14 protein-coding genes are annotated in these 22,568 nt (G+C 71.5%); 8 read left to right on the forward strand and 6 right to left on the reverse strand.

The window, feature by feature from the left end:
- Positions 1-101: 101 nt before the first annotated feature.
- Positions 102-773 (reverse strand): enoyl-CoA hydratase-related protein, encoded by a 672-nt coding sequence (locus tag IF29_RS0101860; RefSeq protein WP_030248610.1) that lies wholly within the window; start codon positions 771-773, stop codon positions 102-104.
- A 44-nt stretch (positions 774-817) separates the two neighbouring features.
- Entirely contained in the window at positions 818-2,872 is a 2,055-nt protein-coding gene (locus IF29_RS0101865) for a GTP-binding protein (RefSeq protein WP_030248611.1), read from the reverse strand.
- A 182-nt stretch (positions 2,873-3,054) separates the two neighbouring features.
- On the opposite strand from IF29_RS0101865, the gene IF29_RS0101870 reads away from it, so the two are divergent.
- On the forward strand, positions 3,055-3,921 hold the full coding sequence (locus tag IF29_RS0101870; protein WP_030248613.1) for an Fpg/Nei family DNA glycosylase: 867 nt from the start codon (positions 3,055-3,057) through the stop codon (positions 3,919-3,921).
- 13 nt (positions 3,922-3,934) lie between these two features.
- On the opposite strand, the gene IF29_RS0101875 is transcribed toward IF29_RS0101870, so the two are convergent.
- A complete protein-coding gene (locus tag IF29_RS0101875; RefSeq protein WP_030248614.1) occupies positions 3,935-5,110 on the reverse strand; it encodes a methyltransferase in 1,176 nt (391 codons plus the stop codon).
- A gap of 146 nt (positions 5,111-5,256) precedes the next feature.
- Between IF29_RS0101875 and IF29_RS0101880 the strand changes: the two genes are divergently transcribed.
- Positions 5,257-5,658 carry a hypothetical protein gene (locus IF29_RS0101880; RefSeq protein ID WP_051724760.1) on the forward strand — a complete coding sequence of 134 codons (402 nt, stop codon included), beginning with the start codon at positions 5,257-5,259 and terminating at the stop codon, positions 5,656-5,658.
- Positions 5,659-5,731: 73 nt separating this feature from the next.
- Here IF29_RS0101880 and IF29_RS0101885 read toward each other — a convergent pair whose 3' ends face one another.
- On the reverse strand, positions 5,732-6,853 hold the full coding sequence (locus IF29_RS0101885) for a tetratricopeptide repeat protein (protein ID WP_030248618.1): 1,122 nt from the start codon (positions 6,851-6,853) through the stop codon (positions 5,732-5,734).
- A gap of 128 nt (positions 6,854-6,981) precedes the next feature.
- Here IF29_RS0101885 and IF29_RS0101890 point away from each other — a divergent pair, with 128 nt between their 5' ends.
- The gene (locus IF29_RS0101890) at positions 6,982-7,791 is read left to right on the forward strand and encodes an MBL fold metallo-hydrolase (protein ID WP_030248619.1); all 810 of its coding nucleotides are present in this window, start codon (positions 6,982-6,984) and stop codon (positions 7,789-7,791) included.
- Positions 7,792-7,830: 39 nt separating this feature from the next.
- Here IF29_RS0101890 and IF29_RS0101895 read toward each other — a convergent pair whose 3' ends face one another.
- Positions 7,831-9,057, reverse strand: coding sequence for a cytochrome P450 (locus tag IF29_RS0101895; protein WP_030248621.1), 1,227 nt, complete (start codon positions 9,055-9,057; stop codon positions 7,831-7,833).
- Between the two features lie 181 nt (positions 9,058-9,238).
- Here IF29_RS0101895 and IF29_RS0101900 point away from each other — a divergent pair, with 181 nt between their 5' ends.
- From IF29_RS0101900 to IF29_RS0101915, 4 genes are all read left to right on the forward strand, one after another.
- Positions 9,239-9,868 carry an acetate uptake transporter gene (locus tag IF29_RS0101900; protein ID WP_030248622.1) on the forward strand — a complete coding sequence of 210 codons (630 nt, stop codon included), beginning with the start codon at positions 9,239-9,241 and terminating at the stop codon, positions 9,866-9,868.
- 220 nt (positions 9,869-10,088) lie between these two features.
- Positions 10,089-11,804 (forward strand): MFS transporter, encoded by a 1,716-nt coding sequence (locus IF29_RS0101905; protein WP_037593966.1) that lies wholly within the window; start codon positions 10,089-10,091, stop codon positions 11,802-11,804.
- Between the two features lie 173 nt (positions 11,805-11,977).
- Positions 11,978-13,267: a bifunctional glycosyltransferase family 2/GtrA family protein gene (locus IF29_RS0101910; protein ID WP_030248626.1), complete on the forward strand. Its 1,290-nt coding sequence runs from the start codon at positions 11,978-11,980 to the stop codon at positions 13,265-13,267.
- Entirely contained in the window at positions 13,264-15,501 is a 2,238-nt protein-coding gene (locus IF29_RS0101915; RefSeq protein WP_030248627.1) for an ArnT family glycosyltransferase, read from the forward strand. The genes IF29_RS0101910 and IF29_RS0101915 overlap by 4 nt, the downstream gene beginning before the upstream one ends.
- A gap of 79 nt (positions 15,502-15,580) precedes the next feature.
- Here IF29_RS0101915 and pulA read toward each other — a convergent pair whose 3' ends face one another.
- Positions 15,581-21,121 carry a pullulanase-type alpha-1,6-glucosidase gene (gene pulA / locus IF29_RS0101920; RefSeq protein ID WP_232241974.1) on the reverse strand — a complete coding sequence of 1,847 codons (5,541 nt, stop codon included), beginning with the start codon at positions 21,119-21,121 and terminating at the stop codon, positions 15,581-15,583.
- Between the two features lie 366 nt (positions 21,122-21,487).
- On the opposite strand from pulA, the gene IF29_RS44635 reads away from it, so the two are divergent.
- Complete coding sequence (locus IF29_RS44635; protein ID WP_232241975.1) at positions 21,488-22,537, forward strand: phosphatase PAP2 family protein; 1,050 nt, start codon at positions 21,488-21,490, stop codon at positions 22,535-22,537.
- Positions 22,538-22,568: the final 31 nt, after the last annotated feature.

Here is a 22,568-nt window from a genome sequence, read left to right on the forward strand (position 1 = left end):
ACAGCCGGCCGTCCGACCGCAGCGACCGGACGGGCGGACCCGGCCGGCCCCCGGTGCCCCTTCCGAGGCGAGCACCGGGGGCCCTTCCCTCAGTTGCCCCCTCAGCCGAGCGGGATGTCCTTCTCCCGCAGCGCCTCCAGAACCCCGGCGTACATCCGGGCCTTGATGGTCCCCACCGTCGGGCCGGCCTTGGCTGCCTGCGGCCGGGCGATCTCGATCGCGGCCGTCCTGACCGTCTCCTCGTCCGCGGTGCGGTCCACCAGGCCGGCGGCCAGGGCGTCATGACCGCCGTAGCGGCGGGCGGTGACCATGGCCTCGTGCGCCGTCCGCGGGCTCAGCCGGGACTGGATCAGCGCGGACATCCCCACGCTGAACGGGATGTTGATCTCGGCCTCGGGCAGGCACCAGAAGCCGCGGTCGGCGCGCATCACCCGGAAGTCGTGCGCCAGCGAGAACATGGCGCCCGCCGCGAAGGTGTGCCCCTGCAGCGCGGCCACGGTGACCAGCGGCAGCGAGAGCACCCGCGCGAACAGCTCCTGCACCCCGGCCACGTACTCGCCGGCCTGGTCGGCGTGGGCGAACAGCCAGTCCAGGTCCAGGCCGTTGGAGAAGAACTTCCCGGTCGCGGTGGTCACCAGGGCTTTCGGCCCCTCGGCCTGCTCCACCTGGTCCAGCAGCGCACCGACCGCCGCCAGCCAGTCCGGGTGGAAGCGGTTCTCGTTGTCCCCGATGTCGAGGACGAAGACATCGTCCTGGCGGTCCAGCGTGGGCATGGATGTTCCTTCTCTCGCTCCGGCCGTGGCAGCCGCATCGGCTACTACTGGCCAGTAACAATAGTACGGACGAGGGAGCGGTCGGCGAGGAATCGCAGGTACTCGATCCGGTCCAGCGGATTGCCGTCGAAGCGTTCACGCAGCGGCGCCGGACCGTGCACCGGCCGATCGGCGCCCGGTCCGGACCAGAGCGCGCCCTCGCCGCGGGTCAGCCCGGGCAGCGCCGCCGTCAGCTGTTGCACCGCCTGCGCCGGCAGTTCGGCGCCGATCAGCCAGGACGTGCCGTGCTGCACCGACCGGCCGATGTCGGCGCCGAGGGTGCCCAGCAGCCCCACCACGCCGCCGAGCAGGTCCGGCGGCACCTCGATCTCCACCGCCTGCCCCGGCTCGAAGACCCTGCTCCCGGCCGCCCTGAGCGCACGCAGCAGCACCATCGGGGTGAGGTTGCGGAAGTCCGCCGCCGTGCTCACCGGCGAGGTGTAGCCGACCTCGGTCAGAGTGACCGTGCAGTCGGTCACCTCCCAGCCGTACAGCCCCTGTTCGAGGCAGCGCAGGACGGCCTCGTCCACCGCGCGGTGGAACGCCTGCGGCAGAGCCCCCCATTCGGTGTCGTCGACGAAGCGGACGCCGGAGCCGATCGGCGCCGGCTCCACCCGGAGCGCGACCGTGGCCCAGAAGTCATGGCCACCGCCGCGCTCGATCCCGATCCGCGCCTCCCCCGTGCCGACCGGGCGCTCCACGTGGACCGGGGTGATCGGCTCGAAGACCGGGGCGACCCCGAAGTCGCGGCGCAGGCGCTCGGCGACCACCTCGCGCTGCACCGCGCCGTAGAGCAGCACGGACGTCGCCCCGCCGGCTGCGGGCCTGGTCCTGATCAGCGGGTCCTCGTCGGCGAGGCTCAGCAGTGCCGCGTGCAGCAGGGCCTTCTGGTCGGGCCGCTCGGGGCGGACCACGGTCTCGAGTCCGGGCGGCGCGAAGTGGAACCCCTCGGAGCTGCGGTCCCCCGCACCGGTCCGGTCGCCGATCCGGTCGCCGACCTGGACGGCGGACAGGCCGCGCACCCTGGCGATGCTGCCGGCCGTCAGTGATCGATCGTCAGAACGGCCCGGGACGGACCCCGGTGGACGGACGGTCTGCAGGCCGGTGACCCTGCCGCCGACGGTGTGCTCCGCCCCGCCGGGCCCGCGCCGCCGCAGGACGACCTGCTCCCGTTCGTGCACCCGGCCCGAGAACAGGCGCAGGTAGGCGACCTTCTCCCCGGCCGGGGTCCGTTCCACCGCGAAGACCGTGCCGTCGGCCGGTGCGCCCGGGTCGGCGACCGGCGGTCGGAGCAGCGTCCTGATGCCGTCCGCGAGTTCGCGGGTCCCCTCGCCGGTGAGCGCCGAACCGAAGTACACCGGGTGCACCTGGCCGGCCGCGGTCTGCCGGAGCAGCACCTCGCGGAGGTCCGCCTCGGACGGGACCGATCCGTCGACCAGACGGGCCAGCAGGTCGTCGTCCTGCTCGGCGAGGACCTCGGCGGCCGCGACCCGCGCCTCCGGGTCCGCGAAGGACCGGGCCGTAGCCCGGGCAGCGGCCGTACCGGGGTCGGCCACCGTGCCCATCGGGACGATGTGCGGAGCGAGGCGGCTGCGGACGTCCGCGAGCAGGCCCTCGGGGCGGGCGCCCATCCGGTCGATCTTGTTGACGAAGATGAGTGTCGGCAGCTTCAGCTTCCGCAGCGACCGCATCAGCACCCGGGTCTGCGCCTGGACGCCCTCCACCGCGGACAGCACCACGACCGCGCCGTCCAGCACCGAGAGCGCGCGTTCCACTTCGGCGATGAAGTCGGGGTGGCCCGGGGTGTCGACCAGGTTGACCTGCAGGTCCGGCGCACCGTCGGCGTCGCCGCCGCGGAGGGCGAACGCGGCGACGGCCGAGCGGATGGTGATGCCGCGCTCGCGTTCCAGCTCACCGGAGTCGGTGCGGGTGCTGCCGGCGTCGACGCTGCCGAGTTCGGGGACGGCCCCGTTGTCGAACAGCAGCCGCTCGGTGAGGCTGGTCTTACCGGCGTCGATGTGGGCGAGAATGCCCAGGTTCAGGGTGTCGGGCGTCGTCAAAACGGTCCTCGGAAGAAGTCAGGGAAGGGGCACACAGCAACTCGACTGCTCCGAGGCCACGCCGCATCTTCGTACTCCCTGCTTCCGAGAACGTTGCGGAGGGACGCTACCGCAACCCTGCGCGCGGAGCACGGCATTAAACGGAGCGCCGCATTTGACGGCCGGCGGGGCAGACTGGGCGTATGCCCGAACTGCCGGAGGTCGAGTCCCTTGCCCGGTTCCTGGCCGAGCACCTGGCCGGACGCACCGTGGAGCGGGTGTATCCGCTCGCCGTGTCGGCCCTGAAGACCTACGACCCGCCGCCCGACGCGCTGGCGGGCCGGACCTTCACCGGGGCGACCCGGCACGGGAAGTTCCTCGACCTGGACGCCGACGGGCTGCACCTGGTGATCCACCTGGCCCGGGCCGGCTGGCTGCGCTGGAAGGAGGGGCTGCCGGAGCTGCCGCCCAAGCCCGGCAAGGGGCCGCTGGCCCTGCGGGTCCGGCTGGCCGGGCCGGACGGGGCCGGCTTCGACGTGACCGAGGCCGGCACCCGGAAACGGCTCGCGGTGTACCTGGTCCACGACCCGTCGCAGGTGCCGGGGATCCAGCGGCTGGGTCCGGATCCGCTGTCGCCGGAGTTCACCCCGGCCGTCCTCGCCGCGCTGCTCTCCGGCGAGCGGCGCCAGATCAAGGGCGTGCTCCGGGACCAGACGGTGATCGCCGGCATCGGCAACGCCTACTCGGACGAGATCCTGCACGCCGCCCGGATGTCCCCGTTCAGACCGGCCGCGAACCTCTCCGAGGAGGAGGCCGGCCTGCTGCACGCCACCGTCGTCAGGACGCTCGTCGACGCCGTCGAACGGGCCCGGGGACTGCCGCTCAAGGACCTCAAGGCCGAGAAGAAGAGCGGTCTGCAGGTCCACGGACGCACCGGCGAGACCTGTCCGGTCTGCGGGGACACCGTCCGCGAGGTGTCCTTCAGCGACTGGTCCACGCAGTACTGCCCGACCTGCCAGACCGGCGGCCGGATCCTCGCCGACCGCCGGCTGTCCCGGCTGCTGAAGTAGCCGGCCCCGGGTCCTAGGACCTGATCGCGCTCAGGACCACGAACTTGGGGTTGCTCGCCACGGTCGTGCAGTTGCCGAAGATCCGGCGCAGCGTGACGTGGTAGCCGAGGTGGCGGTTGCCCACCACGCGGAGTTCGCCGCCGGGGCGCAGCGCGGCGCGGGCGCCGGCGAACATCCGGCGGGCGACGGCGTCGGTGGTGGCCTGGTGAGAGTGGAACGGCGGGTTGTTGAGCACCAGGTCCACCGAGCCCGGCGGGACGTCGGACAGGCCGTCGCCGAGCAGGAACTCGGCCGCCGCGGCAGGACCGGCGTTGGCCGCGAAGGTGGCCCGGGCGGAGGCGATGGCCTGGTGCGACTCGTCCACGAAGACGATCGCCGCCTCGGCGGACCGCGCCGCGACCGCCGTGCCGACCACGCCGTTGCCGCAGCCCAGGTCCACCACCCGGGTCGGGCCCGAGAGCTGCGGGAGATGCTGCAGCAGCAGCCGGGTGCCGATGTCGAGGCGCTCGGCCGAGAAGACCCCGGCGTGGTTGGTGACGGTCAGCCCGGCGGCTCCGGCGCCGACGTCCGCGGGCAGGTCGTAGCCGTGCGGCCAGGGGCTGGGGGTGGGCTTCAGCGCCGGGTCAGGGGTGCAGTGGATCAGCCGGGCCTTGCGGACGGCCAGCGAGGTGCGGGTCGGGCCGATGATCCGCTCGAAGAGCTTGAGCGTCGAGGTGTGGATCTCGGTGGTCATCCCGGTGCCGATGACGACCGTGTCGGCGTGCACGGCCGGGGCGAGCCGGTGCAGCTGGTCCTCCAGCAGGGCGAGGCTCTTGGGGACGCGGACCAGCAGCACGTCGATCCGGGCCGGCGGCTCGTCCTGGGTGGACAGCAGCCGGAGGGCCCCCGCGTCGATGCCGTTGCGGGCCAGGTTGGCCCGGGTGGCCTGCTGGGCCAGGTAGGAGTCGCTGATCTGCACCGGCCGCTGCCCGGCCAGCGCGGTGGCCAGCGCCCCCCAGCGGTCCCCCAGCACCACGACCTCACCGGAGAGGTCGACCGGCGGAGCGCTCGTCCCGTCCAGCGCGGCGCTCCCGTCGAGCTGCCGCAGCAGGTACTCGTCGGAGGCGTCCCACGCCCGGAGCGTGTCACGCGGGTCGGCCGGAAAACGGGCGAGGTCGTACGAGCCTTGTGCGGCGATCAGTCGATTCATCGTCCCCCCAACCTAGCCGCTGCCCGCCATCTGCGGGATTTGCGTCACGGTGTGGTTTCGGCGGCGAATCTGAGGCGACGTCGGTAGCTGGAATCAGCTAGCGTCTGCGCGTTCCTTATCTGATCTTTATCTCTCGGGGGATCCCTGTGAATCTCGACTTCAGCGCGCAGCCGCTGTTCTCCTGGTACGTCGTGCTGCTCGCCGTCAGCGGTGTCGCGATGGTCGCCCTGGCCGCGGCCAGGTCAGGCAGCACCGGCATGCGGGTGTTCAACGCCCTGGTCGGCGTCGCCTTCCTGGGCTACGCGATCTACCTCGCCTTCATCTTCGAGGGCGGCACCTACTTCATCATGTTCAAGGCGTTCATCCTGCCGGTGCTGCTGATCGCCAACGGGATCAAGTCGATCGCGGCGCGCCGCCAGGCCACCGAGGCGGCTGTGCGGGCCCAGCAGGTGCAGGCCCAGCAGATCCTGGCGGCCCGAGCCCAGGCCGCGCAGGGGCAGGCGGCGGCGCCGGCCGGGACGGGCGCCCCGGTGACGCCGCAGGTCTGATCTCGGCCGCACACACGGGACGGGTCGGTGCGGAGGGTTCCGCGCCGGCCCGTCCTGCGTCCGCACGGGTCGGTCAGGCGGTGCCGGCCAGGGTGTGGAGTTGGGCTGTTTCGGATTCGTCGGCGCCGAGGGCCTCGGCGGTGGGGTAGAGGTCGGGGATGTCCTTCTGGCGGCCCCACTGGCGCAGGAACTCCGCGTAGGCGAGCAGGGCCTGGAGGTCGCCGGCCTCGATGCCGCTGCGGTAGCAGTCCTCGGCGGTGCGGCGGTCCTTGCGGTCCTCGTAGATCAGGGCCAGGTTGAGCCAGGCGTTGGACTCGCCCTCGGCGGCCGCGGCCTCGTACTGCTTGACCGCCTCGTCCATCCGGTCCTGCTCGGCCAGGAAGATGGCGTAGTCGAAGTGCGCCCCGTACTCCTGCTGCTGAAGCGCCGTCAGGTACTCGCCCTCGGCGGACGCCTTCTCCTCGGCGGTGCCGTGCTCGGCGCAGAAGTTGGCCCAGGCCAGTTGGGCGCCCTCGATCTCCTCGTCCAGCGCCGCGGTGAGGTGGGCCCTGGCCTCGTCGTAGCGGCCGAGCTGCTGCTCGGCCTCGGCCATCGGCACCAGCACCGAGCGCACCCCGGCGTCCAGGCCGCGGCCCAGCCACTCCAGCGCCTGGTCCACCCGCTCGGCCTCCAGGTGCATCCGGCCCAGGTTCCCCAGCGCCATCGGGTCGCCGCGCTCCACCGCCAGCGTCAGCACCTCCTCGGCCTCGACCAGCCGGTCCTGGTCGTCGCTGAGGAAGACGCCGAAGTCGTTGAGCGCCCCGGGCTCCTCCGCGCCGATGGCCTTGCGGTACCACTCCTCGGCGCGCTCGCGCTCGCCCAGCTCGTCCGCGTACACCGCGGCGGTCCACAGGGTGACCTCGCGGCCGGCCGCGTGCGCCAGGGCCAGCGCCTCCAGCGCCTCCTCCGGCTCCTCGACCTCGATGAGCAGCGCGGCGAGCGCCTCGTAGGCCCCGGACACCCCGCTCTCCGCGGTGCTCCGCAGCACCTCCAGGGACGCCTCGACGTCGCCCCAGTCCTCGACCAGGTCGAGCAGCTTGTCGGCGGTCTCGTCGTGCCGGCTCTCCCACGCCCTCGCGTACAACTCCAGTGCGGCGGCGTGGCGGCCCTGGGCCGCCTCCTGGTCCGCGCGCTGCACGAGAACCTCTTCGGGCATGGTGGCTTCCTTCCTCGGATCCGACGTGCACCAGTATCGCCGTCCCCGGGGCCCGACCGCTCACCAGCCCGGACGCGGGTCGCCCGGACGGCGTGCGCGGGGGCGCCGGCGGCTGGCATGATCGCCGCATGCCCGACTCCAGCTGGCGCGAGGTCGCCGACCGCGTCTTCCAGCGCCGCTACGACCCCTACGACGTCACCGTCGCGGTGATCGCCGGCGCCGACGGGCTGGCGGTGGTGGACACCCGCACCGACCTGGCCGAGGCCGCGGAGCTGCGGGAGCACCTGCGGCAGCTCTCCCCCGCGCCGGTGCGCTGGGTGGTCAACACCCATGTGCACTTCGACCACGTCGGCGGCAACGCCGAGTTCGTGGCGCCGCGGCAGCTGCCGCCGGCCGAGCTGTGGGGCCACCGGGCGATGGCCGCCGCGCTGGGCGCCGGGGAGACCGACGCGGACTGGACCCGGGCCGGGTACCGGCTGCCGCCCCGGGTGGTCCCGGAGCGGCTGGTGGACCGCAGCAGCAGCCTGGACCTGGGCGACCGCACCGTCGAGCTGTTCCACCCGGGCCGCGGCCACACCGACGGCGACCTGGTGGTGCTGGTCCCCGACGCGGACGTGCTGCTGGCCGGCGATCTGGTCGAGGAGTCGGGTCCGCCCGCGCTCGGCCCGGACAGCCACCCGCTGGACTGGGCCGGCACCCTGGACAGCCTGCTGACCCGGACCACGCCGGACACCGTCGTCGTCCCCGGCCACGGCGCCCCGGTGGACCCGGCCTTCGTCCGGGCCCAGCGCGACGCCCTCGGCCTGCTCGCCGACCGCATCAGGGCGCTGCACCGGGCCGGGGTGCCGGTCCGGGACGCCCTGGCGGAGGACGGCTGGCCGTACCCCGTGAGCGAGTTGGAGTCCGCCGTGGCCTGCGGCTACGCCCAGCTGGGGTAGCCCGGCGTCAGCCCGGGTCCGGGTAAGCCGGGGTCCAGGTCAGCCCAGGTCCACCGGCAGGGTCGCGTACCCCCGCAGCAGCAGCCGGTCCTGCCGCACCGGCTGCGCGCCCTGCGCCGGGGCGATCGCCGGGAAGCGCCGCAGCAGGGCGGTGAAGGCGGTCCGTGCCTCCAGCCGGGCCAGCATCGCCCCCAGGCAGTAGTGCATACCGGCGCCGAAGCTCAGCGGCTGGTTGTCGGCCCGCCAGGGGTCGAAGCGGTCCGGGTCGTGGAAGCGGGCCGGGTCGCGGTTGGCCGCGCCGATCAGCAGCACCACCTCGCCGTACTGGGGCAGCGGCACGCCGTCGACGTCCAGCCCGCGGAACAGGGCGGTCCTGGAGGTGAGCTGGACCGGCGAGTCGAAGCGCAGCACCTCCTCGACGAAGTCGCCGACCGGCAGGGCGCCCTGGATCAGGGCCGCGCGCACCGAGGGGTGGTCGAAGAGCAGCGCCAGGCCGTTGCCGAGCAGATTGGTGGTGGTCTCGAAGCCGGCGAGCAGCAGCAGCGCCAGGTTCCCGAGCAGCTCGGCGGCGTCGAGGCGGGCATCCTCGGCGTCCACCAGCTGGACCAGCGCGGTGACCAGGTCGTCGCGCGGCTCGGCGCGGCGCAGCTCGGCCAGGGTCGCGAAGTAGCCGCCGAGTTCGCGGGCGGCGGCGTCGGCCGCGGTCAGATCGCTGTCGTCGGACATGAACTCCAGGACCCTGCTGAGGTCGTGGATCTGCGACCGGAACGGCCGCCGGTCCTGCTCCGGGACGCCCAGCAGCTCGGAGATCACGCTGACCGGCAGCTGGTAGGCGAACTCCTCCATGAAGTCCACACCGCGGCCGTCCCCGGAGTCACGGCCGCCCAGCCCGTCCAGCAGCCGCTCCACCACGCCGACCACGGCGGGTTCCAGCGCGGCGACCCGCCGGGGCGTGAACACCGAGGCGATGGGCGCGCGCATCCGGGTGTGCACCGGCGGATTGCTCTGGAGCATGGAGGCGCCCAACAGCGACAGCGAGTCCGGGATCGGCTCGTCGCCGAAGCGGGCCCGGCGCAGCTCGTCGCTGTCGACGCCGAAGGCCGGATTGCGCAGCACCCGGTTGACCGAGTCGTAGCCGCAGGCCAGCACCCAGTCCTCGGCGAAGCTGGTCACCGGGCCCAGCCGGTGGGCCTGCGCGTACAGCGGGTACGGGTCCACCCGGCCCTCCGCGCGGGCCAGTTGGCCGATGATCTCTGCCGCGTCCATGTCCGGGCCTCCCCCTGTCGGTTGCCGAACTGCTCCTGGACCGGAGAACTCGCGGGGAAGCGGAGGCGTTCCCGTCTTTTCGCAGACATGACATTTTCTACCCGTTCCGGCCCGGCGCTCTATCTGCTGAGCCGTCACATAATGGACAGCGTCAGCTTCTTGTCGGAAGGGGCACATCCTCATGTCCGAAGTCGAGCCGCAGACAGAACGGGCAACCCCGCTCCCCGCAACCGCATCCGCGATCGCCGACCCCGCCCCGCTGGGCCTGGCCGGGTTCGCCATGACCACCCTGGTCCTCAGCTGCTTCAACGCCGGATTCTTCAACGCCACCGCAGAGGCCGTGGTGCTCCCGCTCGCCCTGTTCTACGGCGGTCTCGGCCAGCTCCTGGCCGGGATGTGGGAGTTCCGCCGTGGCAACACCTTCGGCGCCACCGCCTTCAGTTCCTTCGGGGCGTTCTGGCTGGCCTACTACGCTCTGGTCAAGGACGTCGCGCCGGCCATCGCCAGTTCGGTCGACTTCCACAACGCCCTCGGCCTGTTCCTGCTGGTCTGGGGCATCTTCACGCTCTACATGACCGTGGCCGCGGTCCGGGTCAACCACGCCGTGCTCGCCGTCTTCGTCGCGCTGACCCTCACCTTCGTGGTGCTGGCCGTCGGCGAGTTCTCCGGGACCGGCAACATCACCAAGGCCGGCGGCTGGCTCGGCCTGATCACCGGACTGCTGGCCTGGTACACCTCCTTCGCCGGGGTGGTCAGCAGCACCTTCAACCGCCAGCTGCTCCCGGTGACGCTTCCCAGCAGAAGCGTCTGACGCACCGACAGGCACCGCCGGAGGCGGCCCCGGGATTCCCGGGGCCGCCTTCCGCGCAACTGGTGCATGCACGCATCTGGTCCGTACCGACCAGTCGGTACTAACCTCCGTTCACGCCCTCGCCGCCGAGGCCCGTGCCCTTGCGGGCGTGCGTCCCGGCACGATCGCGCGCCGTCCCGTCCGTCCGCATCCCGTACGCACCGGTGCCCCGAGGAGCAGCATGACCACCACTCCGTTCAACGCAGACGCGCCGGCCTCCAGACCCGCGCCCGGCGCACTCACCCGGCTCTGGCAGCGCGACCTGGCCCACTACCCGGACACCGGCCGCCGCTACGCCTACCTGGCCATCGTGGTGCTGACCACGATCGTTCTGTACTACGCCCTGTACATCCAGTACGCGGTGGCGACCTCGATCATCACCCACTTCCACATGACCTACCGCTACTTCATCTGGGTCTCCGTGGTCGGCAACGCCGTCGGCGCCTTCGCCTCGCTGATCGCGGGCCTGGCCGACCGCTGGGGCCGGGCCAACATGGTGGTGTACGGGCTGCTGGTCACCGGACTGCTGGTGCTGTTCGGCCTGCCGAACGCCTCCGGCGAGCTGTCCTACCTGATCCTGTTCGCCCTGGTCGGCTTCGTCGAAGGCATCGTGCTGGTGGCGACACCGGCCCTGATCAGGGACTTCTCACCACAGCTGGGCCGGGCCACGGCCATGGGCTACTGGACCATGGGCCCGGTGCTGGGCAGCCTGGTGGTCACCACGGTGACCAGCAGCACCCTGAACTCCTCCAGCTGGCAGGACGAGCTGCGCTACGCCGGGATCTCCACGCTGATCGTGTTCCTGCTCTCCTTGGTCGCGCTGCGCGAGCTGTCCCCCCGGCTGCGCGACCAGATCATGGTGACCCTGCGCGACCGGGCCCTGGTCGAGGCCCGGGCCAAGGGCATGGACCTCGGCGAGGTCGAGTCCGGCAGCCACTGGCGCCAGATGATGCGCCTGGACGTGGTCGGCTCGGCCGTCGCCATCAGCATCTTCCTGCTGCTGTACTTCGCCGCGGTCGGCAACTTCGTGGTCTACTTCTCGACCGTCTTCGGCTACTCGGAGCAGCGGGTCAACGCCCTGGCCAACTGGTACTGGGCGGCCAACGCCATCGCCCTGGTGGTCGCCGGCCTGGCCTCGGACCGGCTGAAGGTCCGCAAGCCGTTCATGCTGGTGGGCGCCGTCGGCAGCATCGTGGTGACGCTGATCTTCGCGCTGAGCGCGACCCACGCCAAGACCGGCTACTACACCTTCGCCTGGATGTTCATCGGCATCGGCGTGCTCAGCGGGCTGACCTACGCGCCGTGGATGGCGAGCTTCACCGAGACCGTGGAGAAGCACAACCCGGCCGCGACGGCGACCGGCCTCGCGGTGTGGGGCTGGATCATCCGGATCGTGGTCGCGGTGTCCGCCGCGTTCGTCCCGGTGGTGGTGACCACGGCGACCCCGCTGGTGGAGCACGGCGCGGCGGTGGCGACCGCGGAGGCCCAGGCCGGTCCGGCGCTCGCTATCGTCAACGCCCATCCGCAGCTCTTCGCCGAGCTGCAGAAGTACCCGCCGACCGCGATCCCGCCCGCGCTGCAGGCCCAGGCGGTGCAGCAGGTGGGCCTGCCCGGCCTGCAGACGGTGCAGAAGGCCCAGCCCCAGCTCGCGGTGCTGCAGCAGTACGGCACCACGGTGCAGAAGGCCGCCAAGGACAACCCCGGCAACTGGCGCACCTGGTGGTTCGTCTGCCTGGCCGGCCAGGTGCTGTTCCTGCCGTTCCTGTTCGTGATGGCGGGGCGCTGGAGCCCGAAGAAGGCGCGCGAGGACGCCGAGGAGCACCAGCGGCTGGTGGACCTGGAGATGGCCGCGATGGCCGGCGCCGGCGGCCAGGAAGGCGACGGCGAGAGCGGCTGAGCCTCGGCGCCCGGCTGGTCCGCCGTCTCAGCCGGGGTTGCGCAGTTCCCCGCGCCCCTTTCGGGGCGCGGGTGAAGGCCTCCTCAGGAACGGCCCGTTATCGGGGCGTGATCTGAAGGCCGATCTCAACGGCGGCTCAGCGGCCTCTCAGACCCGGCCGCGACGGTTGCTCCATGTCCACAACCATCGCAGCACCCTCGACGCCGGCCCAGGGGGTCACGGTACGGCCGCTGCCGCGCCGTGACCCGCTGCCCGCCGAGCTGGAAACGCCCATGCTCGACGTCGTGGTCCCCGTGTACAACGAGGAACACGACCTCGGCCCCAGCGTGCACCGCCTGCACGCCTACCTCGACCGCGCCTTCCCGTACGGCTTCCGGATCACCATCGCCGACAACGCCAGCACCGACGGCACCCCGGTGGTGGCCGAGCAACTGGCCCGCGAACTGCCCGCGGTGTGCGTCCGCAGGCTCCCGCTCAAGGGGCGCGGCCGGGCGCTGAACAACGTCTGGGCCGCCTCCGACGCACCCGTGCTCGCCTACATGGACGTCGACCTCTCCACCGACCTCAGCGCGCTGCTGCCGCTGGTCGCCCCGCTGATCTCGGGCCACTCCGACATCGCCATCGGCTCCCGGCTGGCCCGCGGCTCGCAGGTGGTGCGCGGGCCCAAGCGCGAGTTCATCTCCCGCGCCTACAACCAGATCCTGCGCCGGACCCTGTCGGTGCGCTTCAGCGACGCCCAGTGCGGGTTCAAGGCGATCCGGGCCGACGTCGCCGAACGGCTGCTGCCGATGGTCGAGGACACCGGCTGGTTCTTCGACACCGAACTGCTGGTGCTGGCCGAACGCGCCGGACTGCGCATCCACGAGGTGCCGGTCGACTGGGTCGACGACCCCAACAGCAGCGTGGACATCGTGGCCACCGCCAAGGCCGACCTCAAGGGCTGCTGGCGGGTCGGCCGGGGCCTGGCCACCGGCAGCATCTCGCTGGCCGAACTCCGGCGGCCCGAGCCCGAGCAGCCGGAACTGCCCGGTGTCCCGCACGGTCTCGGCGGACAGCTGCTGCGCTTCGGCGCGGTCGGCGCCGCCAGCACCCTGCTCTACCTGGTGCTGTTCAGCCTCGCCGGCACCCTGATGGGCACTCAACTGGCGAACGCCACAGCACTGTTGCTCAGTGCAATCACCAACACCGCGGCCAACCGCCGGCTCACCTTCGGCGTGCGGGGGTCGGGCGCCGGACGGCACCAGGCCCAGGGCCTGGCCGTGTTCCTGCTGAGCCTGGTGCTCACCAGCGGCTCGCTCGCCCTGCTGCACGCCCTCTCCCCCGACCCGGGCCATGCGACGGAGCTGGCCGTACTCGTCGCGGCGAACCTCGCCGCCACCCTGGTGCGCTTCGTCCTGCTGCGCACCTGGGTCTTCCGCAAGCACAGCAGCCAGCACCGGCACCAGCAGAGGAACTCCGCATGACCATCCACGCCCCCGAGACCGACACCCCGCTCAGCGAGCAGCCGCCCGCACCCCGGTCCCACGGCCGGGCCAGGCCCGAGCCGCTCTTCCCGACCTGGGATCCGCCGCCGCAGAAACCCCGGCTGCCGCTCGGCGAGCGGGTCCGCACCCTCCCCGGCCGGGTCTGGCGCGGCCGGCCCGAGGACCCCCGCTGGGTCCGCCCGGCCCTGCTCGGCCTGCTGTTCGCCACGGCCGTGCTCTACCTGTGGAACCTCAGCGCCTCCGGCTACGCCAACTCCTTCTACTCGGCGGCGGCGCAGGCCGGCTCCAAGAACTGGGAGGCGTTCTTCTTCGGCTCCTCGGACGCCGGCAACTCCATCACCGTCGACAAGCCCCCGGCGGCGCTGTGGGTGATGGGCCTGTCGGTGCGGGTCTTCGGCCTCAGCTCCTGGTCGATCCTGGTCCCGCAGGCGCTGATGGGCGTCGCCACCGTGGGCACCGTCTACGCGGCGGTGCGCCGCCGCTTCAGCGCCCACGCCGGGCTGATCGCCGGCGCGGTGCTGGCGCTGACCCCGGTCGCGGTGCTGATGTTCCGCTTCAACAACCCGGACGCGCTGCTGGCGCTGCTGCTCACGCTGGCCACCTACGCGATGCTGCGGGCCCACGAGGACGGCCGCACCCGCTGGGTGGTGCTGGCCGGAGCGCTGATCGGCTTCGCCTTCCTGACCAAGACCCTGCAGGCCTTCCTGGTGCTGCCGGCCTTCGCCGCCGTCTACCTGGCCTTCGGCCCGCACCGGCTGCGGAAGCGGATCGGCCAGCTGGCCTGGGGCACCCTGGCGATGCTGCTCGCCGGCGGCTGGTGGGTCGCCATCGTCCAGCTGGTCCCGGCGGCCGACCGTCCCTACATCGGCGGCTCCACCGACAACTCCTTCCTGTCGCTGACCTTCGGCTACAACGGCTTCGGGCGGCTGACGGGCGATGAGACCGGAAGCGTGGGCGGCGGCGGTACCGGCTCCACCGGCCAGTGGGGTGCCACCGGCATCACCCGTCTGTTCAGCTCGGACATCGGCGGTCAGATCTCCTGGCTGATCCCGGCGGCGGTGATCCTGCTCGCCCTCGGCGTCTGGGTCACCCGTCGGGCCAAGCGGGCCGACACCGCGCGGGCAGCGTTCCTGCTCTGGGGCGGCTCGTTCCTCTTCACCGCGCTCACCTTCAGCTACATGAGCGGCATCTTCCACGCCTACTACACCGTGGCGCTGGCCCCCTCCATCGCCGCCCTGGTCGGCATGGGCGCGGAGGCCGTCTGGCGCGGACGCAGGCGTCCGGGTGTGGCCACGGTCGGCGCGGCCACCATCGGCGTCTCGGCGATCTGGGCCTTCGTCCTGCTGAACCGCAGCGCGGACTTCTACCCGGCGGTGCGCTGGCTGGTGCTGCTGCTGGGGCTGGCAGCAGCAGCGCTGTTCCTGGCCAACGCCTTCGTCCCGGCCGCTTCCGGGATCAAGCGGCTGATGGTGGCCGCCGGGGTCGCCGCGCTGATCTCGATGCTGGCCGGCCAGGCCGCCTATGCGGCGGACACCGCGTCCACCGGTCATACCGGTTCCATCCCGACCGCCGGTCCGAGCACCGGCATGGGCGGCATGGGCGGCGGGATGCCCGGCGGCGGCAAGACCGGCGGCTTCGGCGGCGGCACGGGTGGCGGCGGAACGCCCCCGACCGGCACCGGCGGCGGCGCGGGTGCCGCGGCCGGTGCGGGCGCCGCGGGCGGCAGCAGCTCGCAGGCCGGCATGCCGGGTGGGACCACCGGCGGCACGACCGGCGGAACCGGTAGGACCGGTACCGCACCGTCCGGCACCGAGCAGGGCTCCATGGGTGGCGGAGGCGCCAGCGGCCTGCTCAACGGAGCCACCGTCAGCTCCGCGATGACCACCCTGCTGGAGAAGAACGCCTCCAGCTACACCTGGGTCGCCGCGACCATCGGCTCCCAGAACGCGGCCAGCTACCAGCTGGCCACCCAGCAGTCGGTCATGCCGATCGGCGGCTTCAACGGCACCGACAACTCGCCGACGCTGGCCCAGTTCGAGCAGTACGTCAAGGAAGGGAAGATCCACTACTTCATCGCCGCCTCCACCGGGGGCCAGGGCGGCAGCACCGGCTCCGCCTCCCAGATCACCGCCTGGGTGAAGGCCCACTACAAGGCCACCACCGTGGACGGCACCACCGTCTACGACCTGACCGCGGCGACCACCTCCGGCTGACGCCGGTCGCAGCAGACGGACGCCCGGCCCCGGATCACTGTGATCCGGGGCCGGGCGTCCGGGCTCTGCGCCCGAGCTGCTACTGCTGGACGAAGACCGCCACGGTCCGCGCGGGGACCGTGAAGGTGCCCGTGGCGGGGTCGAAGGCGGAGCTGCGGACCACCGGGTCCGAGCCGCCGGCCTGGGCCGGGTGGAGCTTCTGGCTGGTGCCGGCCAGACCGGTGACGGTCTGCTGCTGGCTGGTCGGGGTCGCGTTGAAGACGACCGTGACGGACTTGTAGGTGTTCAGGCCGGTGCCGTCGAGGTGCAGCGTGATCACGCCCGGGGTCTCACCGGAGGTGCCCGAGAGCGGGTAGCTGAGGCGCTGCTGCACGGCGGCGGCGGTGGTCAGTGAGAACAGCGGGGTGGACTTCTTGATCTGCAGGAACTGCTGGTACTGGGCCGAGGCCGACTGCTCGGCGGCGCAGCCGGGGACCAGGTCGGTCCGGGCCAGCAGCGGCTGGGCGAAGGTCCAGGAGGACTGGTTGGCCGCCGCCAGCGGCAGGCCGTGGCCGAAGCCGTTGCCCTGGGTGCAGTTCCAGTGGATCGCGTTGAACCAGTCGCCGCTGTCGTAGGAGTTGGCGTCGAGCGACTTGGAGCGCAGCAGGTCGCTGCCGGCCACCGCGAATCCGGGACCCTGGGAGAGGGCCGTGGTGGCGAGCGCGAGCGACTGCATCCGGGCCCGGTCCGCCATCGAGGTGCCGGTCGGCAGCTTGTAGATCAGCGCGTCGTAGAGGTCCAGGTTGTCGTGGGCGTCCACATAGGTGATGGCCTCCCCGGGGGCGTCGGTGTAGCCGGTCGGCGAGCCGTTGTAGTCGACCTCCGAGCCCTTGACGGTCCTTCCGCTGCTGTCGGTGAAGGAGTAGGAGGCCAGGTCGCCGGTGAGGCCGACCTTCAGCTGGTCCATGGCGTGCAGCAGGTTCGCCTTCTGCTGAGCCGCCGTGCCGTTGGCGGCGGCTCCGTTGGGATCGGTGTAGAGGCCGGAGGCGAAGCCCTGGATCCGCGGGTCGGTGTCGAACGGGCCGCCGCCGCGGACCGCGTCGCGCTGGCGGTCGTTGAAGGTGGCGATGCCGGTGCCGGCCATGTTGGTCTGGGTGGCCTGGACGAAGCGGGCGTCGTTGGCGACGACGCCGAAGTTCCAGCCCTCGCCGTAGAGGAACTCGGAGCGTCCGGTCTTCTTCAGCGAGGCCTGGACGTCCAGCATGGTCTGCTTGGGGTCCAGACCCATCAGGTCGAAGCGGAAGCCGTCGACGTGGTACTCGTCGGCCCAGGTCCGGGTGGAGTCCACCACCAGCTTGTTCATCATGGTGTGCTCGGGCGCGGTGTCGGCGCAGCAGCTGTCGGTGGTCACCGCGCCGGTGGCGCTCAGGCGCTGGTAGTAGCCCGGGACGATCTGGTCCAGGACCGAGGTCGCCGCCTCGCCGGAGGCCGCGGTGTGGTTGTAGACCACGTCCATGACCACCCGCAGGCCGATCCTGTGCAGCGCGGCGACCATCTGCCGGAACTGCTCGGTGCGGGCGGTGCCGTCGGCGTCGGTGGCGTAGGAGCCCTCGGGGACGGTGAAGTGGTAGGGGTCGTAGCCCCAGTTGTAGTCGTCGGTGGCCGCCGAGGCGCTGACGCAGGCCTGCTGGGACTGCGAGTCGGGGGCGTAGGAGGCCAGGTCGCAGGCCGGGGTGGTCTGCTCGGACTTGGTCTCCGGGACGGAGGAGAAGTCGAAGGTCGGCAGCAGGTGGACGGTGGTGACCCCGGACTTGGCCAGGGCGGCGAGGTGCTTCATGCCGTCGGAGTCCAGGTCGTTGAAGGCCAGGTAGGTGCCGCGGTCGGCGGCCGGGACGGTGGTGTCGGCCGAGGAGAAGTCGCTGACGTGCAGCTCCTGGATCTCCTGCTGGGTGGAGGTCAGCGCCTTGGGCGACCGGTCACCCTTCCAGCCCTCGGGCGCGGTCGACGGGTCGTCCAGGTCGACGATCTCGCTGCGCTTGGAGTCGGCGGACAGGGCCAGCGAGTAGGGGTCGGTGACGTGGTTGGTGACCACCTTCTGCACGCTCGGCGCCCAGACCTGCACCTGGTAGAGGTAGTACTTCCCCTTCCAGGAGGCGGGCCCGGTCACCGACCACACTCCGGTGGAGTCGTCCCGGTGCATGGCGACGGTGCGGGCGGTGCCGCCGGTGGGGCCGTCGTAGAGCTCCAGGCTGACCGACTGCGCGGTCGGGGCCCAGACCGAGAGCCTGGCCGAGTTGTGCGAGACCACCGGCCCCAGGGTGGCGTTGACCGCCTTGGTCGCGTAGACGGCGTCCAGGACGCCCGGGATCTGTACCCCGGTGGCGGCCAGCAGTGCGCCGTTGGCCTCACGCTCCGTCATGATCAGCTGGCCGCGCAGTGCGGTGGTGATCCGGCTCCGGTCGCGCGGGTCGACCGTGAAGGCTGCGTAGCCCTTGAGCTCGGGGTGGGCGGCGAGTTGGGCCGCCGTCAGACCGGTGCTGACGGGCAGCAGCCGGAGCCAGTAGCCGGGGTCGGTCAGGTCGCCGTCCTTGACCGCGAGGGCGCCGGTGGGTGAGTAGACCATCTCCGCCGACGCGCCCGCCGCCAGGTTCTGGCCGAAGCCCCAGGCCGCCGGGACGGCGACGGTGGTGCCGTCGATCCACTGCGCCTTGGACTGGGTCAGGTCGAGGTCCGCGGCCGAGGCCGTGGACTGCGGCAGGATGTAGCCGGGAGTGGAGTCGGTGATCCACACCTCGCGGCCGTTCACCGCGAAGTTGAGCTCCTGGTTGTCCGGCAGGTCCTTGGTGTCGCCGTTGTGGATGATGTAGTCGAGGACGGTCGCCCCCGACGCCAGCGGCACGGTGAAGACGTCACCGAAGGCATCCGTGCTGGAGGGCTGGAGCGGGCTGGTCCAGTCGGTGGGGGTGGCCGCGCCGGTCCAGTCGTGCAGGCCCCAGCCGGTGTAGTTGCCGTCGGTGCGGTGGTAGTGGATGACCGCGGTGTCGGCCGGGACGGTCGAGGTCGCACCCGGGTTGGTGGTGTAGGTGGTGGTGTCGCCGGAATTGACCCAGACCTCTCCGGTCGACGAGAGGTCGATGGACCGGTCGGCGTCGCCGTCCTTGGTGCCGTTGTTCTCCACGATGAAGCCGACGTTGGCGGCGCCGGCCTTCAGCTTGACGTAGGCGAAGGCGCCGAAGGCGTCCCGGCCGACGAAGGGGTGCCCGGCCGGCCAGGTGGTCCCCTCGCCGTCGGCGATGTCCCCCCAGGCGTAGAGGTTCCAGCCGCTGTAGTCGCCGTCGGCGCGGTGGTAGTGGACCACCGCGTAGGTGCGCGAGGTGGCGCTGGGCTTGGTCACCGGCGGGACGGTGCCCACGGTGGTGCTCCCGGTGGCGTCGGCCAGGTGTCCGGCGCTGTCCTCGACCACGGCCTTGTAGCGGACCGTGGTGCCGGCGGCGACGTTCGCCAGGTTCTCGGTGACCTGGTACGGAGCGTGGTCGGCGGTGCCCAGGGTCTGCCACTTCCCGTCGCCGACGGCGGCCGCGAAGGTGACCCGGTCGAAGCCGCTGCCGGGGACGGTCGCGGCGACGGTGACGGTGCCGGTCGAGCCCGCAGCGGGGGCGGTGAGGCTGATCGCGGGGGCGGCGGTCGGCGCGGCGAGTCGCTTGGTCGCCTTGTAGACGACGGCGGACTGGGCCGGGACGGTGACGGCCAGCTTGCTGTCGCTGCCGGTGGTGACCGCGCCGAGCGGCGAGGCTCCGGTGGAGCCGCCGTAGATCGGGTCGAAGGTCATCCCGGCCGAGTAGGTGGGGACGCTGACGCTCTGCGCGGTGGTCGCGTTGTTCACCGCGACCAGGTACTCCACCTGCTGCTTCTCGTCGATCCTGGAGAAGGCGTAGACCCCGGGGCCGTCCGCGGCGTAGCGCTCGACCTGGGCGCCGTCCTCCAGCGCCGGATTGGCCTTGCGCAGCGCGGCGAGGGTGGAGATGGTCGAGTACAGCGGGGTGCTGGTGCTGTAGCGGGCGGCCGAGCCGGAGCTGCCGCCGATGACGGTGTCGCTGTTGTAGGAGGCGGTCTGCGAGGCGAACATGTCCTGGCGGGCCGCCTTGTCGCCCCCGGCGCCGGTGAAGCCCTGCTCGTCGCCGTAGTAGACGACCGGCTGGCCGCGGGTCAGGAACTGGAGCTGCTGGGCCAGCTGGTCCTTCTTCAGCAGCTGGGCGTTGCTGTCGCCGGGGTTGGCCGACTGCAGGAAGTAGCCGATCCGGCCCATGTCGTGGTTGCCGAGGAAGGTCGGCAGCTCGTAGGCGTTGGTGTCGGCCGTCGTGTACTTGTAGTCGTTCCCGTAGACGGCGGAGAGCGCCTTGGCCGAGCCGCCGTTGGCGACATAGGTCTGCGCGGCCGACTGGAACGGGAAGTCCAGCGTCGCCTGCAGCTTGCCCTGGGTGACGTAGGACGAGGTGGTGGAGGTGTCGCTGTCGTAGACCTCGCCGAACATGAAGAAGTTCTTGTCGCCCTGCGCGGCGGCGTACTTCTTCAGCGCCGGGGCCCACTGCTGCCAGAACGCCATGTCGACGTTCTTGACGGTGTCGATGCGGAAGCCGTCGACGCCGGTGTTCTTCACCCAGTCCTCGTAGATCTTCTCCATGCCCTGGACCACCTTCGGGTCCTGGGTGTCGAGGTCGTCGAGGCCGGAGAAGTCCCCCTCCGTGCCGGACTCGCCGGTGAAGGTCGAGTTGCCCCGGTTGTGGTAGAGCGTCGGGTCGTTCAGCCAGGACGGCGACTTGGCGTTGGCGTCGGCCGGCGAGTCGAAGATCGGGGTGTACGGGAAGGCGCTGGTGGTGAGCTTGGGGTAGAGCGAGGTGCCGTTCAGCGCGTTGGCGTCGGCCAGCGCCGTGGTGTCGACCGGACGGCCGCTGGAGTCCAGGGTGGGGTAGGCACCGGTGGAGCGGTAGTCGTAGGTCTTCTCCGCGTAGTCGACGACGTCGGCGGTGTGGTTGGTGATGACGTCGAAGAAGACCTTCATGCCCATCGCATGGGCCTTCTGGATCAGCTCCTTGAGCTGCGCGTTGGTGCCGAAGTGCGGGTCGACCTGGGTGAAGTCGGTGATCCAGTAGCCGTGGTAGCCGGCCGAGGCGTCCGACCCGGTGCCCTGCACCGGCTTGTTCTTGAAGATCGGCGCCATCCAGATCGCGGTGGTGCCCAGCTTCTTGATGTAGTCCAGCTTGCCGATCAGGCCCTTGAGGTCACCGCCGTGGTAGAAGCCCGAGTCGGTGGGGTCCAGGCCGTTGTCCATCCGGCTGCCGGTGATGCCCCCGGTGTCGTTTCCGGTGTCCCCGTTGGCGAAGCGGTCGGGGAGGACGAAGTAGTACTGCTCCTTGGTGAGGTCGTGCCGGTCCGGGGTGGCGGCGAGCGCCTTGTCGGAGGGGGCGGCGGCCAGCGGCTTGGCGGCAGTGGTGGTGGCAGTCGTGGTGGTGGCAGTGGTGCTCGTCGTGGTGCTGGTCGTGGTGACGGTGGTGGCGGCGGGGGCTGTCAGAGGCTGGGCGGCAGCCGCCGGGAACGGCGCGGCTGCGGCGAAGGCCGGTGCGAGCAGGGCGGCCGTCGTCACGAAACTGCCGAGCCTGGATCGGGTGGGATTGGATCTGGTGCGGTGGGACCTGGTGGCCACGCGGGCTCTCCCTTGAGGCGGCGTCAGCAATGCCAGGACCGTACTGGCCGCAAGATGTTTCAGCAAGATGCAGAAACGATTTCCAACCCACTCATCCAAATCACCCTGGTCACAGGTATGAGCACGGCCCCCAGTAACGCGACTGCGCCACGCCGGATAGGATCGCGTGCGTGTTCGGAGTCGGCCGGCTGACTCTGCGGTGTACAGCCGTAGGACTTGAGTAGGACTTCAGAGGGATATCGGCGAGCGAATCCCCAACCAGAGGGTGATCGGGTCCCGGGAGGCCGCATGGCAGACTACTGCCCCATGGGGGAACCTGAGCGGGATCACGAGGGCGGCGCCAGCGTCGCCGCGGCGATGCGTCCGTCCGGTTCCGTCGCCCCCGACGGAACCACGGGCAGCGCCGAAGAGCAGAGCCTTGCGCGGCGCGCGTGGCAGCGGTGCTGGCACCCGCTGCGCGGCCACTTCCACTCCCCCGGCCGTCCGCGCCTCTGGTTCGAACTGGTACTGATCGGTGTCAGCTACTGGCTCTACTCGCTGGTGCGCAACGCCGTCCCGGAGATGAAGAACCGGGCCGAGCACAACGCCCACGACGTCTGGCACCTGGAGCAGACCCTGGGCTTCGCCTGGGAGCGGTCGATCAACCATGCCTTCGACTCGGTGACCTGGCTGATCACCGGCATGAACTACTACTACGCCACGCTGCACTTCATCATGACCATCGGCGTGCTGGTCTGGCTGTTCCGCACCCAGCCGGGACGCTACGCGGCGGCGCGGCTCTCGCTGTTCGTCACCACTGCGATCGCGCTCTTCGGTTACTACTTCTACCCGTTGGCCCCGCCGCGGCTGATGACCGGCGGCGACTTCATCGACACCGTCGCCAAGCACCACACCTGGGGCTCGATGGCCTCCGGCGACATGGCCAGCGTGTCCAACCAGTTCGCCGCCATGCCCTCGATGCACATCGGCTGGTCCCTCTGGTGCGGCCTGACCATCGCCTTCCTGGCCCGCAGGCGCTGGGTGCGCGCCGTCGCGCTGCTGTACCCGCTGGCCACCCTGGTGGTCATCGTGGCCAGCGGCAACCACTTCTTCATGGACGCGGTCGCCGGCGCGACCTGCACCGGCATAGGACTGCTGACCTCGCGACTGGTGTACGGCCGCTGGGTGTTCGCCTTCCCGCGCACCACCACCGAGCCGACCACACTGACCGGCAGCGCCCCCGCGATCGGCGCGGCCACCGGCGCCGACACCGCCACGGAAACCGGCCCGGCCGCCGCCCCGGCCCCCGGCTCGGATGCCGATTCGGATGCGGATTCGGACGAGACCGAACTGGCCCCGGTCGCGGCCAACCGCTAGCCAACCGCTGACGGGCGCGCGCCCGTTCGAT

It is taken from the genome of Streptacidiphilus jeojiense, assembly GCF_000719095.1.
Classification (GTDB): Bacteria; Actinomycetota; Actinomycetes; order Streptomycetales; family Streptomycetaceae; genus Streptacidiphilus; species Streptacidiphilus jeojiensis.

What these genes read in the sequence shown, in the direction of transcription:
- IF29_RS0101860 (WP_030248610.1), bottom strand. Translation starts at nt 773, where the DNA reads ATGCCCACGCTGGACCGCCAGGACGATGTCTTCGTCCTCGACATCGGG.
- IF29_RS0101870 (WP_030248613.1), top strand. Translation starts at nt 3,055, where the DNA reads ATGCCCGAACTGCCGGAGGTCGAGTCCCTTGCCCGGTTCCTGGCCGAG.
- IF29_RS0101875 (WP_030248614.1), bottom strand. Translation starts at nt 5,110, where the DNA reads ATGAATCGACTGATCGCCGCACAAGGCTCGTACGACCTCGCCCGTTTT.
- IF29_RS0101885 (WP_030248618.1), bottom strand. Translation starts at nt 6,853, where the DNA reads ATGCCCGAAGAGGTTCTCGTGCAGCGCGCGGACCAGGAGGCGGCCCAG.
- IF29_RS0101890 (WP_030248619.1), top strand. Translation starts at nt 6,982, where the DNA reads ATGCCCGACTCCAGCTGGCGCGAGGTCGCCGACCGCGTCTTCCAGCGC.
- IF29_RS0101895 (WP_030248621.1), bottom strand. Translation starts at nt 9,057, where the DNA reads ATGGACGCGGCAGAGATCATCGGCCAACTGGCCCGCGCGGAGGGCCGG.
- IF29_RS0101900 (WP_030248622.1), top strand. Translation starts at nt 9,239, where the DNA reads ATGTCCGAAGTCGAGCCGCAGACAGAACGGGCAACCCCGCTCCCCGCA.
- IF29_RS0101905 (WP_037593966.1), top strand. Translation starts at nt 10,089, where the DNA reads ATGACCACCACTCCGTTCAACGCAGACGCGCCGGCCTCCAGACCCGCG.
- IF29_RS0101910 (WP_030248626.1), top strand. Translation starts at nt 11,978, where the DNA reads ATGTCCACAACCATCGCAGCACCCTCGACGCCGGCCCAGGGGGTCACG.
- IF29_RS0101915 (WP_030248627.1), top strand. Translation starts at nt 13,264, where the DNA reads ATGACCATCCACGCCCCCGAGACCGACACCCCGCTCAGCGAGCAGCCG.
- IF29_RS44635 (WP_232241975.1), top strand. Translation starts at nt 21,488, where the DNA reads ATGGGGGAACCTGAGCGGGATCACGAGGGCGGCGCCAGCGTCGCCGCG.